The sequence below is a fragment of the Psychrobacter sp. JB385 genome (assembly GCF_900163785.1).
Classification (GTDB): domain Bacteria; phylum Pseudomonadota; class Gammaproteobacteria; order Pseudomonadales; family Moraxellaceae; genus Psychrobacter.
The window spans coordinates 666,509-683,657 of sequence record NZ_FUKN01000013.1; the positions used below are offsets into that span (position 1 = coordinate 666,509).

At 41.8% G+C, this 17,149-nt stretch carries 15 protein-coding genes; 3 read left to right on the top strand and 12 right to left on the bottom strand.

Annotated elements, in window-relative coordinates; all coding sequences use genetic code 11:
- Nucleotides 1-54: 54 nt before the first annotated feature.
- Together CZ794_RS10070 and tusD are read right to left on the bottom strand one after the other, a co-directional pair.
- Nucleotides 55-378: a hypothetical protein gene (locus tag CZ794_RS10070; RefSeq protein ID WP_087041457.1), complete on the bottom strand. Its 324-nt coding sequence runs from the start codon at nucleotides 376-378 to the stop codon at nucleotides 55-57.
- 72 nt (nucleotides 379-450) lie between these two features.
- Nucleotides 451-888, bottom strand: a complete 438-nt coding sequence (gene tusD / locus CZ794_RS10075) for a sulfurtransferase complex subunit TusD (protein ID WP_087041672.1) — start codon at nucleotides 886-888, stop codon at nucleotides 451-453.
- Nucleotides 889-1,118: 230 nt separating this feature from the next.
- Between tusD and glnE the strand changes: the two genes are divergently transcribed.
- Nucleotides 1,119-3,998: a bifunctional [glutamate--ammonia ligase]-adenylyl-L-tyrosine phosphorylase/[glutamate--ammonia-ligase] adenylyltransferase gene (glnE, locus tag CZ794_RS10080; protein ID WP_087041458.1), complete on the top strand. Its 2,880-nt coding sequence runs from the start codon at nucleotides 1,119-1,121 to the stop codon at nucleotides 3,996-3,998.
- A 242-nt stretch (nucleotides 3,999-4,240) separates the two neighbouring features.
- The gene (locus CZ794_RS10085) at nucleotides 4,241-5,170 is read left to right on the top strand and encodes a branched-chain amino acid transaminase (protein ID WP_087041459.1); all 930 of its coding nucleotides are present in this window, start codon (nucleotides 4,241-4,243) and stop codon (nucleotides 5,168-5,170) included.
- Nucleotides 5,171-5,291: 121 nt separating this feature from the next.
- Here the strand turns inward: CZ794_RS10085 and CZ794_RS10090 are convergent, their stop codons facing one another.
- From CZ794_RS10090 to CZ794_RS10120, 7 genes are all read right to left on the bottom strand, one after another.
- Nucleotides 5,292-6,179, bottom strand: coding sequence for a ChbG/HpnK family deacetylase (locus CZ794_RS10090; protein WP_087041460.1), 888 nt, complete (start codon nucleotides 6,177-6,179; stop codon nucleotides 5,292-5,294).
- Nucleotides 6,176-6,664, bottom strand: a complete 489-nt coding sequence (locus CZ794_RS10095; protein ID WP_179207283.1) for a GtrA family protein — start codon at nucleotides 6,662-6,664, stop codon at nucleotides 6,176-6,178. Before CZ794_RS10095 ends, CZ794_RS10090 begins: the two co-directional genes overlap by 4 nt.
- Nucleotides 6,657-7,676 (bottom strand): glycosyltransferase family 2 protein, encoded by a 1,020-nt coding sequence (locus CZ794_RS10100; RefSeq protein ID WP_087041462.1) that lies wholly within the window; start codon nucleotides 7,674-7,676, stop codon nucleotides 6,657-6,659. The genes CZ794_RS10095 and CZ794_RS10100 overlap by 8 nt, the downstream gene beginning before the upstream one ends.
- A 69-nt stretch (nucleotides 7,677-7,745) precedes the next feature.
- Nucleotides 7,746-9,335, bottom strand: a complete 1,590-nt coding sequence (locus tag CZ794_RS10105; protein ID WP_087041463.1) for a glycosyltransferase family 39 protein — start codon at nucleotides 9,333-9,335, stop codon at nucleotides 7,746-7,748.
- 327 nt (nucleotides 9,336-9,662) lie between these two features.
- On the bottom strand, nucleotides 9,663-10,760 hold the full coding sequence (locus CZ794_RS10110) for a glycosyltransferase (protein WP_087041464.1): 1,098 nt from the start codon (nucleotides 10,758-10,760) through the stop codon (nucleotides 9,663-9,665).
- Between the two features lie 125 nt (nucleotides 10,761-10,885).
- Nucleotides 10,886-11,581 carry a putative nucleotide-diphospho-sugar transferase gene (locus tag CZ794_RS10115; RefSeq protein ID WP_087041465.1) on the bottom strand — a complete coding sequence of 232 codons (696 nt, stop codon included), beginning with the start codon at nucleotides 11,579-11,581 and terminating at the stop codon, nucleotides 10,886-10,888.
- Nucleotides 11,582-11,939: 358 nt separating this feature from the next.
- Nucleotides 11,940-12,803, bottom strand: a complete 864-nt coding sequence (locus tag CZ794_RS10120) for a hypothetical protein (RefSeq protein WP_087041466.1) — start codon at nucleotides 12,801-12,803, stop codon at nucleotides 11,940-11,942.
- 295 nt (nucleotides 12,804-13,098) lie between these two features.
- Between CZ794_RS10120 and CZ794_RS10125 the strand changes: the two genes are divergently transcribed.
- Nucleotides 13,099-14,226 (top strand): glycosyltransferase, encoded by a 1,128-nt coding sequence (locus CZ794_RS10125; RefSeq protein WP_087041467.1) that lies wholly within the window; start codon nucleotides 13,099-13,101, stop codon nucleotides 14,224-14,226.
- Here CZ794_RS10125 and CZ794_RS10130 read toward each other — a convergent pair.
- The 3 genes from CZ794_RS10130 to CZ794_RS10140 form a co-directional block, all read right to left on the bottom strand.
- Complete coding sequence (locus CZ794_RS10130) at nucleotides 14,223-15,080, bottom strand: hypothetical protein (RefSeq protein WP_087041468.1); 858 nt, start codon at nucleotides 15,078-15,080, stop codon at nucleotides 14,223-14,225. The genes CZ794_RS10125 and CZ794_RS10130 overlap by 4 nt on opposite strands.
- Before the next feature lie 105 nt (nucleotides 15,081-15,185).
- Nucleotides 15,186-15,986 (bottom strand): glycosyltransferase, encoded by an 801-nt coding sequence (locus CZ794_RS10135; RefSeq protein ID WP_087041469.1) that lies wholly within the window; start codon nucleotides 15,984-15,986, stop codon nucleotides 15,186-15,188.
- Nucleotides 15,987-16,116: 130 nt separating this feature from the next.
- Nucleotides 16,117-17,100 (bottom strand): lysophospholipid acyltransferase family protein, encoded by a 984-nt coding sequence (locus CZ794_RS10140; RefSeq protein ID WP_373407921.1) that lies wholly within the window; start codon nucleotides 17,098-17,100, stop codon nucleotides 16,117-16,119.
- Between the last annotated feature and the right edge of the window lie 49 nt (nucleotides 17,101-17,149).

The window sequence follows — 17,149 nt, forward strand, 5'->3', positions numbered from 1 at the left end:
GTATGTCCACTGCTGTTATTCTAATAGTGATCTATCTGAGGATATTACTTGTCATCAAAACCGCAATATCTGCTCAAAATCTTGAGTGTTCACTGCTTCAGGGATTAATGTCAATTGTGAGGTTAAATCGGCTGGTAGCATGCCCATGGCCCAACCGCTAAAAACATCATCAGGGAGCCACGCGGCAGGCATATCATATAGATCAAGTGACTGGATCATGCCATGCAAACGTGATTCAGGCTGCATCAGTAAGCCAAAAACTGGCGCATCTAGATACAATTGTACCTCATGGCCAAAAGTCGCTAATGTTAGCGCAAGTGCACAGCCTTCATAACTGGCCATCTCAGTCGCCGTATGGAGCTGAATTAATAATTTCATGATTACTTCCTAATCTGTGTAGTCACTGACCGGTCTTTATCTAAGGCCGCTTTTTGTTAAAGCCGTACTTTATCAAAACTGCATCAGCGTCTTATTTTCTTGCATCATCATGGCAAGTTCGCTAAGTCCAACTAAGCCAAAACCTGCGGCAAGGTTATCGCTATCAAGCTGATGACGTGCGCTATTATCAGCATCGGTGATACCGCGACTAAGGGCAGTACTGACACAGACAGGCAGCGCTAAGTCATATTGCTCAGCGAGCTTTTGCCATTCTTTGGTTAGATTGACTTGATCAGCAGACTGCCAACGCAAACGATTGGCAGTATGAGCGCCATCTCCATAAAAAAAGATATTTAACGGTGCTTTTTTTGCTTTGGAGTGGTCGCTGTCATTGTGTTGCTCGTCCGCATTTGCAGCATTTTGAAGATAGGCGCGTGCATAACGTAGCGCTAGCTTGGCAAGCGGATGGCTCGGGTCAGCAGTAATAAGAAGTAAGGGCGTTGTGGTCATAGAATTTTTATCGATCATCTGTGCTAAAGTTGTTTATGCTACCATAAAGCCACTCAAAGCAACTAGGCGCACTGCTATGAAATGTGGTTTTATATCCTACTGTTATTATTTTATTTATAACTAATCAAGTGCTGTTATCGGATACAGTGACTGCTTCGTAAGAAAAAACAATAAACTTATGCGCAAGCTTCACGTAGTCTTATCACTCTATGCAAGGAGTCTATGTCCCTATGTTACCTGCCATGCCTTCACCCATGAACAATACGACAGATTATCAGCCGACAGCGGCGCAGCTACAGATACTACAAACGGCAAGTAGCTTTGCTTATCAGATTTGGGAGAGCCGGACGGTCTCGTGTCAGACGTTTTTGCGTAGCTATCCTTTAGACCAAACCCTAACACGCCAGCAAATTGACGATCTGATTCAAGATTATACGTTGGATGAGAACTATCAGTTGGTTGATGAAGTAAAGGTAATGAGCGGCTTACGACACTTGCGTACACTGCTGATGATGCGCTGGATTTGGCAAGACGCCTTACAAGTGATTGCGCTTGAGCAACTGACTGATGAGCTGTCTGAATTTGCTGATGGTTGTATCTCGTTTGCTAAGGACTATACGTATCGTCATTTGGTTAAACAGTACGGTGAGCCAACCTTTATTAACGCTCAAGGTAATATACAAATTGATGATATGGCAATCATGGCGATGGGTAAGCTGGGTGCTCATGAGCTGAATTTATCGAGTGATATTGACCTCATCTTTGTTCATCAGGCACGCGGCGAAACTAACGGTAATAAGGCAAATGGCAAACGCAGTATAGACAACAAGCGTTTTATGACGCGACTCGGTCAAGGCATCATCAAACTATTGGACAATAAAACGGCTGATGGTTTTGCTTTTCGAGTCGATATGCGTTTGCGTCCATGGGGTGATGGTAGTGATTTGGCCATACATTTATCAGCGCTACAAAAATACTTCTCTTTGCATGGACGTGCGTGGGAGCGTTTCGCTTGGCTAAAAGCCCGAGTAGTAGGCCAAATAGAACAGCCCTTTTATGATGAATTACAAGCACTCATCAAACCATTCGTGTTTCGCTACTATGTGGATTATAGTGCGTTCTCAGCGCTTCGAGAGATGAAGTCATTGATCCAAAACCAAGTGGCTCAGCGTGAGGACTTGGATAATATTAAGCTGGGTGCAGGCGGTATCAGAGATATTGAGTTCATTGTACAGGCCTTTCAGCTGATTTATGGGGGCAGGCATCCGCAGTTACAGATCAAGTCTTGCTTAGAAGCGATGCAAGTATTGTGTGAACTTAGGTATTTAGAAACATCAACTTATGAGCAGTTACAGTCGGCATATCGGTTTTTGCGCCGGCTTGAGCATGGTATTCAGGCCATCAATGATCAGCAAACTCAGCGTTTGCCGCATGATCCAAAATGGCAGCACAACCTTGCGATCACCCTTGGATTTGATAACTGGGAAGCGCTGCTAAGCACTCTTAATCAGCATCGAAACAATGTCAACGTGCCATTTGAACGCATGGTGACTGAGCGTCAGGTGCCCACTCAAGAAGAGACAGATATTGGACCAGAAGGTTTGGATAAACAGATTGCGCGTTTATATCAAGTGCTGTCAGAAGACAATGGCAAGTTGTTACAGGATTTTTGGCAGTCAAAAATGGTTGCTAACTTAAGTGAAGAGGCCCGCGAGCGCTTGGATGATGCATATCCTGTTATCGTACATGCGCTACTTGCGCATCAAGAACAGCAACAACTGGCGAATACTGCCTTACCTCGCCTTATCGCCTTGCTCGAAGCGATTTGTCGCCGCTCTATATATTTGGTCATGATTGCAGAGAACCCGAATGCAACGGTTGAATTGATTCCGATGTTATCAGCCAGTCCGTGGATTGCAAAAGAGCTGGCACAGTATCCGGTACTGCTAGATAGCTTCTTACAGCAGCGCTATCGCCATTTACCTGACAAGCTTGAATTGCGGGATATTTTGCGTCAACAATTATTGCGGGTTGAACCTAATGATGAAGAAGAGTTACTCAGTGTCCTAAGACTGTTCAAAAAGAACCAAGTATTGGCTGTGGCGGCCAGCGATGTGTTGGCTGAGCGTCCAATCATGAAAGTGTCGGACTCCCTGACTTATATTGCAGAAGTGGTGTTAGAAGCCGCCCTTGAGCGTGCCTTTGCCGAGCTTGTGAAGCGTTATGGTTATCCTATTGGTCAAGATGGAGACCCAGTTACAGAGGCAGATTGCGGCTTCGCTATTATCGGTTATGGCAAGCTTGGCGGGCTAGAGTTGTCCTATGCGTCAGACTTGGACTTGGTGTTCTTGCATAAAATAAAAGAGCAGGGCATGACCACAGGTGAGAAGTCAGTGAGTGGCATGAAGTTTGCGGCGCGTTTGGTACAAAAACTGATGAATTATCTCAATACTCAGACGCGAGACGGCCGCGCTTATGAGATTGACATGCGTCTGCGTCCTTCAGGCAACGCAGGTATGATGGTAGTATCCTGCCATGCTTTTGAAACCTATCAGTTTGAAAAAGCATGGTCTTGGGAGCATCAAGCTTTGGTTCGCGCACGCGCCATTTGTGGTGATAGGCGAGTGACAGCACAGTTTTGCGATATTCGCCGAGATGTGTTGGCATTGCCACGGACAATAGAACAAGTACGTTCTGAAGTCACCAGTATGCGTATAAAAATGCAAAAACATTTGGGTACAAACCAATGGCAGCAACAAGCAGGCAAGTTCCATCTTAAACAAGATGCAGGCGGCATAGTCGACATTGAATTCTTAGCACAATTCGCGGTACTGGCTTATTCGCACGAGTACCCAAGCTTGACTAAATGGAGTGATAATGTACGTATTTTTGAGGAAGTGGGATTGCTAGGTATTTGGGAGCAACAAGTGTGTCAGGATTTGACAGATGCTTACCTCAGAATTCGCGCTGCGACGCATCAGTTGGCGTTGTCAGAGCAGTCACTCTTGGTCGATGAGTCATTATGGAAAGAGACGCGTGCACTTTTGCAAGCGCAATGGCAGCATCTGATGGGTGTTAATTTGACAGACACTACCTTACCGACATCTTAAGAAAACTTTTGACTATAAATAATATGAAAATAGGGTGTGAACCAAAAGATTTCATTTGCTCGTACTGCCAATGATATAATCGGCCTCACATCATAATGTCACCATCAGTATCGATTCATAATGAAATTGCATTTTTAACCATAAAATTTGATACGGCGGTGTTATTATATGATGTTGATAATTACTGTTGAATAAAATCTATTTAAAAAGTTAGACGTTAGCGCTAGCATAAGGACTATAAAATGAATATGGCAACACAAGATGGTAAGCTTTGGATGAATGGCACGATGCTTGAACAGCCAGATGCCAAAGTGCATGTACTGACGCATAGCTTGCATTATGGTATGGCTGTGTTTGAAGGCGTACGCGCTTACCAAACAGCCGATAATCGCACTGCTATTTTTCGCCTAAAAGATCACACTGAGCGTCTATTGGGCTCTGCAAAAATATTCCAGATGGATGTGCCTTTTGATGCAGCAACGCTTGAGCAAGCACAAAAAGATGTGGTCAAACAGAACAACTTAGTAGAAGCCTATATCCGCCCTTTGATTTGGGTAGGCGCAGAAAAACTAGGTATTTCATCTCGTGAAAACAGTATCAATGCGATGGTTGCGGCTTGGCATTGGGGTGCTTATCTAGGAGATGAAGGTATCAAAAATGGTATTCGCGTCAAAACCTCTTCTTACACGCATCATATGCCTAACGTTACCATGTGCAAAGCAAAAGCATCTAGCAACTACCCTGTGTCTATCTTGGCAAACCAAGAAGTGACTCGTAATGGTTATGACGAAGCGATTTTGATGGATCCACAAGGGTTTGTATGCCAAGGCGCTGGCGAAAACTTATTCTTAGTTAAAGATGGTGTTTTACATACCCCAGATCTATCTGGTGGTGCATTAGACGGTATTACTCGTCGTACTATCCTTCAGTTCGCAGCTGATTTAGACATCAAAGTTGTTGAGCGCCGTATCACTCGTGATGAGTTTTACTTAGCGGACGAAATCTTTATGACAGGTACTGCTGCGGAAGTGACGCCTATTCGTGAGTATGATGATCGTACTATCGGTAACGGTGGTCGTGGTGAGCTGACCGAAAAACTGCAAACGTTATATTTTGATGCTGTGCATGGTCGCAATGAAAAATATATGGATTGGTTAAGCTTCATTGACTAAGCCATATTGATGAATGCTTTGTCAATAAATGCTTATTGCTTAGTAAGCGATTAAAGAAGTTGCAAACAAAAAGTCCAGATTATCACTTATCTGGGCTTTTTTATTGTGCGTTGTAAAGTGTTTAGGTGCTCATACTGATATCTGACCAACGTACCAATCTGACGTCATGTTGCTGCAACTGTTGACCAAACTGCTCGCTCATTAACCACTCGTATTCAAGCTCGCGCGCTTGCTTAATCTCATCTTGCCAAGCATTACTGGGTACCGCAGGATGGCACATGATTAGTGTGAAAGGCGAATCAGCCAGCAACGGGTGCAGGCTAGTCGTACGTGGTGCTTTTTGTAGCCAAGTCTCCCAAAGTGCGCTTAACTCTTGACTGGTAGCATCAAACCCATATACCCCGCCAAAGCGATCATTAATAGAAAGGTGACGATCTTCGCACAGCCTGCGCCATACACTACCACCAAGTGCGTAAATAATCCAAGATTTTATGTCGTGAACCAAAGGTGTCGTCACTCGTGCACCCATAGAGGTTTGAGTATTTTTGCTGTAGCGGGTGCTGATTTCATTGACTAGATGTTGACGAATAATTGGGAACTGATGAATGTGTTGGTGACCGTCTATAAAGACAGGCGCTCGTCCAAAACAGTCTTCAAACGCATCCAGTTGTTGCTTTATAACGTCATTGACTTGAGCAGGATTGAGTTTGCGCAGATAGCTTGCCACAATAATTGACTTAAGAGAACTGTGCAGTGCAGATGGAAATATCCCAGTTAAGTCTAAATGTAAACCGATATCGACGTTCAAGGCTGTCAACGTCTTGATCTCACTATCAGTGATTGTCCCGCCAACCATATAGCTGCTAGCGCCAATCCGTCCGCACTCAGCAAGATGCAATACAGCATCGTTCACTGCACCTGACAACCCTAAGTCATCAACATTAATCATAATGGCTCGGGCATTGTCTTTGGCTTGAGACGACGGTTGTTGCAACGCGTTGATTGTCATGATTTAAACGCCCACAGTTTGCCTAAAGAAAAGGTCATTACCGTAATAATGCCAGTAACTACTATCCATATCGGTATGTAGTAGTGCTCACCAAACCAGTTTAAACCCAATACAAACAAGCTTTGATTGGCCGCAAAACCTACCGCTGAGCTGGCAAACCATTTGATTAATGTTGGTAAGGAGTGACGCCAAGAGAATACACGGAAATTTTGCTTAGCGTTTTGTTTCTGATCGTCATACTCGTAAGCTTGCATTGGCTGACGAAACGTCAAATAAAAATGACCAAAAAAACTCACAATAAAGGCGAGCAAAAAGGCCATAACATTTGCCCAAGTCGGTGTGATGGCGGTAAAACTTACGATGCTGACCAAGACTAAAAAATGCACCAATGCAGCACTTGCGCCGACGATCAAAAACCATAGCGCTTGTTGGGATGTGGAGGCTGGCGACTTTGTTGTTGATTTTGTGATAGCCACTTTATTCATCAACCTGTTTTTCGCTACTGATGGTTTCATTAATTAGATATAGCGGTCGCTGTTTTACTTCTTCATATAGTCGACCAACATACTCGCCAATTACACCGATACAGACCAGTTGTATACCGGTAGAGAACATAATACCCGCCGCAACGGTTGCCCATCCTGCGACATCAGCACCAAATAACAGCGTATCAATAACGATATACAAGCCGTATAAAAATGCCAAAGCAGAAACTAAAAATCCCATGCGAGATATCCAGCGTAAGGGCTTTTGGGAGAAGGACGTAATCCCAACTAGAGCCAATTCAAACAGTCCGCCATAGTTAAATTTGCTCTCACCTGCGTCGCGATTGTCTGCGGTGAAGGGTAGATAAACAGTATTGAAGCCCACCCATGCATACAATCCTTTCATAAAACGCTGGCGCTCGGGCAGTAAGCGCAATGCTTGAACAACTTTGCGATTCATGACGCGAAAATCGCCAGCATTGGGACGAATCTCATAACGCTGTCTGTCTTGAATAAAATGATAAAAGCTGCCTTTTAACGTTTTTGCAAGCTTGCTCTCATGAGGACGGTTTGCTTGAATGCCAGCCACCATATCGATATCAGGTTGTGCAATCATATTAAGCATTTGTGCCAGCACTGATAATGGGTGCTGACCATCAGCATCAATCATGGCAACCACATCACCTTGTGCTTTAGCAAGGCCAGCACTGAGGGCAGGTTCTTTGCCGAAGTTACGAGACAAGCGTATCAGATGAAGCGCTGTATTATTGGGACGAGTCGGCATTAGAGTAGTCACTACTTGAGTTAAATCATCCTGACTGCCATCATCAACGATGATAATCTCGCAGCGGCTCGTAGTGGTTTTACCCATAAGGATATCATCACTTGTAGGCGCACAGAATGACTCAGTAAATGCGAATACTTTTGGCAAAAAAGCCTGTACTGCTTCTGCATCATTGTACGCTGGTATGATGATAGACAAATAAGGTAAGTTTGAATGGTTTTGAGACATAAGCACACTTATCAAAATGGGTTGAACGGTATAATCAACAAACTGTCATACAACCGTAATCTACTGAGGCTATTTAAGACAACTAATAGGGATATAAGCAGTCCAGTTTACTAATAAAGGCTCAGTCGCCTTGATATCGCGCCAATCAACTTGCCATTGACCTTGTTGCTTTACCAAAGCCATCGGGTTATTTTTGATGTCATCATTACTGTTACTGACCTTACCAGTAGCATCTATATTGTCGGTTACGCCAATATCAGTGACTGTTATATCATCTAGCAAAGGCAATACGATATCTTCTTCATCACCATCTTGCCATAGGATTAGCGTCCCATTTTTTTGAAGACGATCAGCACTCATCCATGGTGAATGCCTGGCAGGCCCTGAAATCATTTGTGATGGGAAGCTGCTATTCATAGCAACCAATGCGCCAAGCCATCGATCGCCCGACACACTATCAAGCGGACAATTACTCAAGGTCTGCCATGTGTCTTGGGCCTTGACTGCCAAGGCTTTTTCAGGCCAATTCATCCGTGAAGGCTTATGGCGTATTTTATCGCCAAAACCAACATACACCACCATGAGTACGGTCGCAAGTGCAAGCCAGATCGTTAGTGCTTTACGCAGTTTAGTAGCGGTCAAAACTTGAGTGGCGGGTGCGATAAAGGAGGCGGCAAGAAGCCCTGACAATGCCCACATTGGCATGCCCCACATATCACGCAGTCCGACACCGAACACCAAGCTTAGTATTACCAGCAACACAAGAGGAGCAAGCCAAAGATACCATAGTAAGGGCGCGCCAGTGGGTAAACTGTATTTATAGTCCTTTATACCAATCAATCGTTTACGATTAAATCCAAGCATTAACAACAGTGGGATATGCGCGACAATTTGAGCTGCAAGAAAACCGAGCCAGCTAAAATGACGCGTGATACCGTTAGCCGTTTCAATCACCTCTTGGGAGCGCCCACTTGCATAAGTCAGTGGTAACCAATCATGTGTCATGAGCCAGTACAAGTGCGGTGCAAATATGGCGAGCATGACAAAGGCGGCAATCCATGGTTGTGGTTGCTTAAGTAAAGGCCACTGTTTTGGTAATACCAAATATAGTGCCATCGGTAACAGCAAAAAAATGACACTATACTTGGTGAGCATACCAAGCCCGCCGAGTACACCAAGCAACAGCCAGTCGCTCAAACGATTGCGCGTTAGAGCTTGATAAAACACCAAGTACAAGCCCGCCCAAATGGGAAACTGAGCAACATTATGATTAAATTCAAGGCTTGGATAAACGTAATAAACGACGGCAAGCGTGAGTAAGGAGCCGAGCAGGGCTGTCTTTTGTGACCAAATCTTTTTACCCAATTGATAAATTAAAAATAGGGTCAAGAGCACACATAGTTGGCTTAATAAATAAGGACCGATGTGCCCAAAAATCTGATAGAAGCTATACAGTATCCATGAAGATAATGGCGGGTGTTTATAATATCCCCACTGCCATTCACTGCCCCAATTAATACCTTCACTGACATCAAATGGCACACTACTAGCGATAAAAGCAGGCAGAATGCTCCACAATATAAAATATATACCAAGTAATATAAGAAACGACTGCCATTGTTTGATATGGCTATGAGCGGGAGAAGGAATAGAGGGCATGAATAAGCTCGCACATGTATGATAAAGATTCAATCATAGGATTACATATAGATAGCGGTTGATAAAAAAGCTAAGAACAATCGATAGTAACGCGCATTGTAATCGCTTATCCGTTATATTGCTAACTTATAAACATGTAAAAAGAGGGAGAAGGCTTCATTAATAATTATTGGATAATAAGTTATGTCAAAATGGCTTACAAACCATTTTGGCAGCTAAAAGCCAGTCATACAAACATAAACCGCTATTCATATCAAAGTACTTCTTAAAGTCACTCATATTATGAATAGCACGTTTCTTGTTTTTATAGAAAATAGCTATAATTGTTTAGTTTTTCTCATACGATGTGTGCTTTGTATTTATCAAAAATGGGGTCTTAACCAATACTTGTCTGACGTTGTACTTATCTTTCGCTCTCTCAAAACCTGATATCTGCATGAAAGTCTCTGAAGAGTTATTTTTTACACGCTGCCATTCTCTTGAAACGAACTCCTTAACAGGGTTATCGTATTTTGGCGTTTTGCGTCTTTTATCAAACATGGTCAAAATCTCAGGCGTGATTTCAGGAAAATTGGTTAATAAGAATGTTTTGTAAACTTCCTGATATTTGACAGTATATTTATTATCAGTCATCCAAGGTTTATTATCACTGATAAAATGAATAATGTAAGGGTCTATAATATCCGTAAACTTATAGGTCAGCTTATTGATTTGCCAATTAAAGTCAAACGGTAAAAGCGCTATATCAGTTAGCAGAACTCTGTTGAGCGCTGATTGGTCATGGCATTGTAGACTGCTAGCATTTTCAAGGGCATAGTTAAAAACTCTAGATAATACATTTTCTTTTACATAATTCTTGGTATGAAACACGAGCACACCTGAATTGCGATAAATATGTTCTAACTTATGATAAGACTTTACATAAGAGTCAACAACACTCTGCTTGCTTTTAAAAGATGAGCGGAACTTTAACTCCATGATATCGGCCGCAGCAGCAACAGAAAAGTCTGACGGGAAACCCTTTACATGTTCCATCATGTCACGATAAAAAGCCTTATTAATATAAGTATCAGCATCTAAATAGATGATATATTCATAGGCATCTTCAAAAACTTGCGGTAAAAATAGACGATAGTATGCAGCAATGCTAAGGCGTCCTACAGGCAAAGTATCTATTCCATTGATGGCCAATTCAATAAAGCGAATTTGTTGGTTTTTAAACTTTTCAGGTACTTTGCTAATATCAGGCAAGCAAATACAAATATCGCATGGAAAATTGGGATGTAGAGTAATGAACTGTTCAGCTGCGAATAAGGCATAAGGCAGATATCTATCATCCACACAAAAAGCTAAGGTATTATCGTTATGGGCTTGCCCAGTTTGAGCTGAAATAGTTGCAGAAATATCCATAGGCGTAAAGATCATGCCATGCTCTCCTAGATAAAATAATTTGAAACGTTACATTGAATACTTTATATAATCAATAAAAAACCGATAGTATTACCTATCTCTTTTGACTGTTGCCGAGCTACTCATTTAAATTTAGAAAATTAATTAACAACCACTAGTACAAGAAGAATGACGATCACTATAATTGATAGGATGACAATCCTATTACGCTTTCTTATCATTTGACGTTTAAGCTTAGTATGACCTCGGCTTGCTTGATATTGTTCAATAAAGACGTCGCCTTCGTAGTCTTTATCAAATATTTTAATATAACCAGGATTAAGTGGTTCAATTGATAACTGGTCACCAAGCTTTTCCATTGCCATGTCAAGACTGTCTTGATCTACCTGAGTACGTTTACCATCTACCTGTTCAGCAATCCACTGTTTAACCAGATTAACGGTATTTTCTGTATTTTTGAAAAACATCGTACTGGCCAGATAGTCATGAGACATGCCTTCCATGCCTTTTGTCTTATAAAAGGCAACATCAGCGTTAATATGGTTAAAATAATCTAGAGGTTTTTTAACGAGGGCATCGGCGTCTAAGTATAGGACATTTTTATCGGGAAACTGGTGTAAACAGTCCAAAATGAAATGTGGTTTAATGCGGGTGTTTGCTTCCCAATAACCTGCGTCGTCAACTTGCTTGAAGTAATAGTTTAAGCCAAAACTATCTAGTGATTGCTTTAAGGATAAAGCATGATCACGATAATTTTCTGTAAAGAAACAACAAACAATGAAACTATCTTGAGAGCTGGTATTCTCAAAGGATTGAGGATGGGAAACTGTAGTCATTGAACACTCTATAAGGTTTGAACGCAAGTAAATTGATGGTTGTTCTAATTGCTAGTGAAACTCATCAAATTTATAAAAAAATAAAACGCGTAGATCATATTACGCTGTTTTGGCAAAAACGAATAATAGCATAGTCATTGTCAGTTTATCGAAACCAAACGAAATTCTTTAGTAGGTATGCTTATTTTTTAACGTCACATATAGTATTTATAGAAAAAAGGGCGTTTTTAACGATAGCGCGACCTATTTTATCATTAATTAGTGTAAGGAGTTAAAACTAACGAGTCCTTATATCAATAACTAGTCCTTTATATAACTATTAGGAATGCCTAAATTTTTGAAAAGAGTAAATAAGTTTTTATCCATTAAGACTATCAAATAAGGTTTTGGAGACTGGAGAAAAATTGGTAACGGGGATACCTTGGTGCTTATACACACGACCTAGCAAGTTAAATGAAGGCACAATACGTTCAGTGATGGCTTTGCTCAATTTTGACGGAGCACTATTATCAGTGCTTTCATAAAACCTGGGCTGGTCACTGTTTAGTAAATCAATACCATATAAATGAATGGCACCAGCTTGTCTAGAAAATGCCAATTGTGCTGCTATATAAGCGACAGTACCGCCTTCTACGAAACCGTAAGTGATATCAAGAGACACACCGATTGCTTTTGGTTTATGAGCGTCATCGATTACAAAGTTTGGATGAGTTTTAAATTCTGTTAAAGACTTTTTCTTATTAAGGAATTTTTCTTTAAACCCCTGCTTACTAAAAAAAGAGGGCTTTGATTTGGTGGCTAAAGGACGATCTACCGGGTGTAGAATCCTCATGACTTGATGATACATGAGTAAAAGGGCTGGGTGAGTGATTTTCATTGCTTCGAATACGGCTAAAGTTGCGTACAGAGGCTGACCTGTGTAATGCTTCTGTAAAATCTCAGGTTGGTGACTGATAAAGCGAGCATCACTGATAACATAACCTACTATATTGGTAAAGTCATACTGTTCTGTTAGGCTAATGCTACCATTAACAAAGATAGTCGGCATATCTAATAGTTTTGCAAATGCTAAATCAGCAATGGAAGGACCAGAGGCAATAATATTAACAGTCTGATTATGAAGATTCTGTATAGGCTTACTCGCATCAAATGCATAAACAGTAATAGTTTTATTGTCGATATTGAACTGAGCATTAGGAGCTACGGTCAAATCTAATACCATATTGTTCTCCGGTATCGTTATTCGTTATTTAATATATGCTAATCTGTAATGTTGTAGCTGCGACAGTAAAACAGTACGTATTGAGATTGGCAAGGTCTAACTGATCTGTATAGTGAAGACTGCACATTCTTTCATGTGAGAGCACATAACCATACTTCAATCAGTCTAAGCATAGGGCCAAAGGTAGCTGAGACTAGCATATAAAGTCAAAATTTGGCAATCATCGTAACCATTGATATGCTCATTTGACCAGTTTGCCATACTTATATTTCTACAACCTTAAGCTGGAATAACCATGCCTGCAACTATTCTATTTATTTTGAAAGCGCTTGAAGGTCGCGGTGCTGAGCGTATGGTGACAACGTTAGCAAGTGCTTATGTAAAAATGGGCCATAGCGTTCATATTTTATGTTTGGAACACACGCAAGACATGTCCTTGGATGCTGGTATTCACTATCATGTGGTGCCATATGATAAGGTGTTTTCTCCTCAAAATATGGCACCATCTTCTACCCAATCAGCCGATTATAGGACTATTGCTCAGCGGGTTGACAATTATATATTAAGCCAAATAGGGACGCCTGATCTAATATTGGCTAACATATATAAAATAAATTGGATTATGGCGTACAGCCAATTACCCAACATTGTGAATGTGCTACATACAGCGCTATCTAAGCAGTTTGAGCATCAATTATCTGATAAACCACTACAGGCGATAAGTCACTTACGTATGGTCTATGGTGCTCATCCCTGTAGCTGTGTAAGCGAGGGTGCACGCAAAGATTTAAAATCGCTTTTAGGAGACATCACCAAAACCGCAACCATTTATAATCCTTGCGATGTCGCTTGGATTCAAAGCAAAGCGTCACAAAAACCACATATCGAACAGTTTGGCTTAGCAGATAAACAGTATATTATTCATGTGGCCTCATTCGATACCATGAAAGGTCATCGAGACTTGCTACAAGCCTATGCGAAAACAGAGCGGAAGCTGCCATTAGTATTGGTCGGTAAAGGCAAGCTTGAAGCAGAGATTAAAGCGCTGGCGCTTGAGCTCGATATCAGTGATGATGTGAAGTTTTTAGGCTTTCAGACCAATCCTTATTCGATCATTGCCTCGGCGGCATTGATGGTGCTCACTTCCAAATTCGAGGGTTTTGGTTATGTCATTGTAGAGGCGCAAGCACTTGGCGTACCAATGATCAGTACCGATTGTCCATTTGGTCCAAGAGAGTTGCTACCTGTCAAAAACTTGATACCTGTCGGTAATATTGAGGGATTGGCGATACTCATCGATCAAGCAGTAGACGATCTGACGAATTACATAGTACCGCTAAATCAGCAGCTCTTACCGAATCATATCGCGCAGCAATATTTAGAATTTGGTGTAGCGTTGAATTCATCAGTTAAGAATGACTAAAGATCATCAAATAGAGATTTGGAGACAGGGGAGTGATTGATCACAGCGACACCATGTGCCTTATAGCTCCTACTCAATAAATTGAAAGAAGGCACAATGCGCTCGTTCATGACTTTGTTCAGTGTGCTTGGCGCGCGGTTGTGGTTATTTTCGTAAAATCGCGGCTCATCGCTATTGAGTAAATCAATCCCGTATAGGTGAATAGTCGCCGCATGGCGTGAGAACGCCAGTTGTGTGGCTACGTAAGCAACCGTACCCGCCTCGACAAATCCATGAGTAACATTAAGTGAGACGCCGATCTCAGTAGAGCTATGACCGCTATCAATAACAAAATTCGGATGATTGATAAAGTAGGATAAAGGCATTTTCTTATTCAGGCGTTTTTTCTTAAAAATTAGCTTATTGAATGATAGCTTATTTGATTTGACGCCCCACGGTCTGTCTACTGGATACAATACCCGCATGGCGTGATGATACGTACGCATGATATCAGGGTGAGTCGTGGCCATCGCTTCAAAGACGGCTAATGTTGCATATAAAGGTTGACCCGTATAATACTGACGTAAAATGTCAGGTTGATGATTGATAAAGCGCGCGTCACTAATAACGTAGCCGGCGACATGAGTAAATTGATGCCGTCCGGTAAGGCTAAGACTACCATTAACAAAAATAGTGGGCGTGTCTAATAGTTCTGACAATGCTAATTGTTGTACAGATGGGCCTGAGGCAATAATATTGACGTCTTGTCCAAGCAAACTTTGCTCCGCTTCATTGGCATTAAAAGCACTAATAACGATGAGCTCGTTATTAATGTTGAACCCAGCGGTAGCAGGTAACCTCAAATATAACGCCATACTATGTTCCAGTCGTTGACCTCAAATAACTTGTATCCTAATGCGTTACCTGTAAATTGTTTGGACTATTGGTGAAGTATATAGACATGGCTCATGGCTATATATTTACTGCCAGTATTGCTTTAACCATGGGCTTGGTTTCACATGTCGATACCATTTGCCGCCGCTACCAGCAATCGCATCGGGCGGGTTAATCTCACCATGGAAAATTACAATTTTTGCCTCATCTGGAAGAGCAGGTGCCCGCACAAAGTTAAAAGGAATGGGCGCGATACATTGATACTTGAAGCTCACGCACCATGTCTTATCCCAGTACTCTAGGTGATGATGCTCGCGCAAATAGTTAGAGAGGTAAGCCTGCTCGTGACGCACTTGGGTACGAATGGTTTCAAAATTGCGCTCAAAGTTTGCCAGCAAATCAGGATAGGTATTCATGCCAATATTAAAGCGATACACGGAGCTATTACCAATCATACGCCACGGCTTTTTCCAGTCGCGGATGATGACCACACTGTCTTCATGCTTCGCTTGATAAGTGAAAAACGCATCGATATTATCGACAATTACTATATCAATATCCAAAAACAGCGCCACACCTTTAAGGTCATAAAGCTCAGGCTTAAAGGTGGTCAGCTTTTTCCAGCCGCGCTCAGGGCCAGCGGGCAGATCCATCTCAGGGATAGGGTAACAAACAATATCAGGATCAATACCAGTGCTGTCATCAGTCAAACAAACCATCTGAAAATCTAGTGTAAGATGACGACTGACCATATTGTAAAGACGATTGACATATTCAGGACCGTATTTGTCGCCCCACTTCATACAAATAATATAGCGCTGGTCAGCAGTATTATCGCGGGTGTGAGTTGAATCTATTGGGGTGGTCTTAATTACGTCAGATGTCATAATGCACTCGTCGTGAAATAATGGTGAGGTAAATGAAGGACGAACAATAAAAAAAAGATGCAAGATTTGGCCAATATTAGCATAACTGCCACTCACGATATTTTTATGCAGTTAAACTATATTATAGGTATTATCTGTGATCATCGATCTTAATATTACCACTTAAACCATTGTCAGAATGATCGGAGGTGGTAGCGTGATGCGATTGAATAAAGGCTGCTAATGCTGATTTGTCTTTTCTATAAGGGTTGCCTAGGCTTGGTATACGTTTAAAACGTCGATAGCCCCACATGTAATGACTAAAATTGTCCTTAATCATGTGTTCCATGACACGGTTAAGAGCGCCTGTGGCGGTTTCAGCATTACGGTCGTACAAGGCTGGGTCATCAAGTTTGTAGCAATAAATATCAAACCCACGTCCATCGTCACGGCGAATACAAGATAAGCCCACCAAGGCACATTTGGTTTTGCTGGCAAGTTTGGAGGCAAGTGTACTGGTTAAGGTATTGATACCAAAAAAAGGCACGACCACACCCCCTGAAGGGTCAGGTACGTGGTCTGGTAAAACAATACTAAATCCACCTTGTTTGAGCGTTTTAAATACAGCCTTAACGCCACTACCATCAGTAGGCACTAAAGTTGCATTGAGCCGTGCACGACCTTTTAACACAAAATCATTGGTCATATGGCCTTTGACAGGCTTGTACATAATGGTTGGTGAGCCAAACTGATTGAGCCACGCGTTCATCATCTCCCATGTACCAAGATGAGGGACGATAGCAAGCATACCATTGGGGTTGGCCAGTCCTTCTAATAAAATATCTTTATTATGGACATCACAAATCTGAGCAATGCTCCATTCGGGCGGCATCGCCCAGCTTTTAATAGACTCAATACTGGTCAAACATTGATGATAAATAATGTCTGTGGTCAGTCGTGTTTTTTGTGCATGAGATAAGGCAGGAGCAATCAGCGCCATATTGATATGAATAGTACGCATGATGCTTAAACGGGGCATCTTAATAATTACCCAAGCAACAATACGTGCCATTGTCTGTAATATAGACAATGGCACGTATTTAAAAACATGATATGGATTCATGAGTATCCATATGGTGATAAATCACCTAGCATGTGGCGTAAAAAATAACCAAACATCATCA